Source organism: Flavobacterium aerium, assembly GCF_030766725.1.
GTDB lineage: Bacteria > Bacteroidota > Bacteroidia > Flavobacteriales > Flavobacteriaceae > Flavobacterium > Flavobacterium aerium.
Genome location: NZ_JARQWR010000026.1, coordinates 1 through 3,499 on the forward strand (window position 1 = coordinate 1; position 3,499 = coordinate 3,499).

The following is a 3,499-nucleotide window of genomic DNA, read 5'->3' on the forward strand; positions in this document are numbered from 1 at the left end:
ATTGGAGTACCAGGAACAACATTATTCACAGGAATAATGAATTGTACCCCACCATTGTGCAAAAAACCAAAGAATTTAACAGCTACAGGAATTACACAATCTGGAGCTTTATTAGGATGGACAGAAGCAGGAAGTGCTACGTCATGGGATATTGTTGTACAAGCAGAGAATGGACCAGTTCCAACAGCAGCAACATTAGGAACAGGAACTACAGCTCAACCTTACCCAGCAGGAGGATTAAATTCAGGTTCACCATATGAGTTCTATGTTAGAGCAAATTGTGGCGGAGCAAATGGTAAGAGTACATGGACTGGACCATTTAAATTTAGAACATTAATTGCAAATGATGAGTGTGCAACAGCAACTCCTGTACCAGTAAATCCAGCTTCTGCATGTATACAATCTGTAGCAGGTACTGTGATAGGAGCAACAGCTTCTTCCCAAGCGAATACTTGTGGAGGATCTGCGGACGATGATGTTTGGTTCCAATTTGTAGCAACATCTACTTCTCATACAATTGATTTATCAAATATTGCTGGTTCAACAACAAATTTAAGTATGGCTGTTTACTCAGGAACTCAATGCGGGACACTTTCGTTATTGTATTGCGGAACAGGAAATAGTACGTATGCCTCAAATTTTGTAATTGGACAAACCTATAAGATAAGAGTATATACAGCAACGGCGACAATTAATCAAACAACAACATTCAATATTTGTGTTGGGACTTTATTGCCACCAATTACTGTTACGAATAATCAACATACTGTTCAACAGTTAGTAGAAAACGTTTTAATTAGTTCACCATGTCCATTAGTTTCAAATATTCAGTCTTCAACAGGGACTAATTATGGTGGAACAAATGGAATAGGCTACTTTGAGAAAAATGGTTCTTCTTTCGCATTTAACAATGGAATTGTATTATCATCAGGAAATGCATTAACAACAGCGGGTCCAGAAACTGGAACACAGGGTGGTAATGATGGTTACGATTGGTTAGGCGATCCAGATTTGGAAGCTGCAATTTTAGCAGGAACAGGTATATCAATGGATTCTTATAATGCTACTTATATTGAGTTTGATTTTGTACCGATTATTAGTGCAATGAGTTTTAATTTTATTTTTGGATCAGATGAGTATGGGTCTTTCCAGTGTGGAACAACGTACTCGGATGCCTTTGCTTTTTTATTAACTGGGCCAGATGGTGTAACAACCAATCTAGCAGTTGTACCGGGAACTCCGATACCAGTATCTGTAAATACAATTAGTAATAGTTTATTTAATAATTCATGTTCTTCACAAAATCCAACATTCTTTGATTCCTATTATGGTTATCCAAATGGACAAAATGAGTTGGCAGATCCATTAAACTTAAGAGGTTACACTACTCCGATGATAGCTTCTGCTACCGTTATTCCGGGACAAACCTATCATATTAAAATGGTAATTGCCGATCGTGGAGATCCATCTTATGATACAGCAGTATTTTTAGATGGAGGAAGTTTTGATATTGGTAATGTGAATTTAGGAGCAAATTTATTAGTTTCTGAAGGAAATGCACTTTGTGCAGGACAAACACATACATTGGATTCAGGATTTGATCCAGCATTATATGTTTTCACATGGTATTTAAACAATGTTGTTATCACAGGAGCTACAGGGCCAAGTATAGTAGCATCAGAATCAGGTATATACAAACTTGAAGCATTATTTGTAGGAACACAATGTACGGCATCAGATGAAGTTATTGTAGAATTCTATGATAATATTGAAGTAATTACAGGAGCTCCGGTAGATTTGTCAAAATGTTCTGCTGCATCAACTGGAACCTTCAATCTTACACAAAATAATGATTTATTATTATTAGGATTAGATCCAGCATTCTATACTGTTACTTTCTATACTTCACAGGCAGATGCTGACGCAGAGATAGCTCCGATTGCTACTCCAATGACGTATACGAATATATCAAACCCACAACAAATATTTGTAAAAGTGATTGATAATGCTTCTGGATGTAAAGGAACTAAATCATTCCAATTAATACTTCAGGATTTATCTCCAACATTTACATTGGCTGGTGAAACGGCATTATGTCCAACAGCAACTTCGGCAATTACGGCAACCTTGGCAACACCAACAACAGGCGTAACGTATGCATGGACTTTACCTGATGGAACACTTGCGACAGAAATATCGAATGTATTTACTGTGCCAGCAAATACCTATGGAATATATTCATTAACCGCTTCGTTTGGTGAGTGTACATTCACAGATACGTTCGAGATTACAATGGGTAATGCTAATTTGGATTTCACTTTTTCAGGTGACCAACAAATATGTGCAAATGAAACTACAGTAATCAATGTTGTACCGGGTAACTTTGACCCAGCTACAGTTACATATTCTTGGGAATTACCAGACGGTTCTGTTTCACCAGTAACAGCGAGTAGTTTACCGATTACTGCAGGAGCTTTTGGAGTTTACACAGTGACAGTAAATAGTAATGGTTGTACTGTAGATAAATCATTTACAATTGCACAAGATAATACAGCATGGAACTTCACCTATAATGGACCCTATGCAATTTGTTCAAACGGTTCAGTATCGTTAACGATAACTCCGACGAACTTTAATATTTCAGATCCAAATGCGGTTTATACATGGACATTACCAGATGGAAGTACTTCGACGGTAACTACTCCAACGATTGTTGCAACAGTAATAGGAACGTATACATTAAAAGTAAACATTTCGGGCTGTGAAGGACAATCTAGTGTAACAGTAACAGAGAACACGAATTCATTTGCAGTAAATGTAGAACAAGGCTGTCAGGTTAATCCAGTAAATGGACAAATCTATGCTATTACAGTTTCTCCGGTAAACAATTCTTACGATCCAAATACGGCGACTTACATTTGGACTATGGGTACTACAGTGGTAGGAAACGATGATCCTTTATTAAATGTAACAAGTTTGGTTAATGACAATACTCAATACCCACTGACGATTAATGTAAAAGTTAAAACGGCAGAAGGATGTGAGTTTAATCAAGCGGTAGTTGTAGATGGAACATTCTGTAAGATTCCAAAAGGGATTTCACCGAATAATGATGGACTAAATGACAAATTTGATTTAACCGGTTTAGGAGTTCGTCATTTGAGTATTTTCAATAGATATGGTACAAAAGTATATAGTTATTCAAACTATACAGACCAATGGCATGGACAATCAGAGAAAGGGAATGAATTGCCAGATGGGACATATTACTATGTAATTGAGAAATCAACAGGATCAGAAACAGGATGGGTTTATATCAACCGCGAAAGAAACTAATCAAAAAGGGAAGTAAAGCCTTTCTGTCCTAAAGGGCAGAGAGGTATTTTACACCATAAAACTATAAAGTTACACATGAAGAAATTATATCTGACAGCCTTGATCGCTATGACCGCCTTAGTGGATGTCCAAGCACAACAAGACCCACATTATACGCAATACA

General features: G+C 37.0%; 1 protein-coding gene. It reads left to right on the top strand.

All coding sequences use genetic code 11. The features are described from left to right. A partial coding sequence (locus P6733_RS17810; RefSeq protein WP_306354306.1) for a choice-of-anchor L domain-containing protein occupies nucleotides 1-3,336 on the top strand: 3,336 nt, incomplete at its 5' end. Nucleotides 3,337-3,499 lie beyond the last annotated feature (163 nt).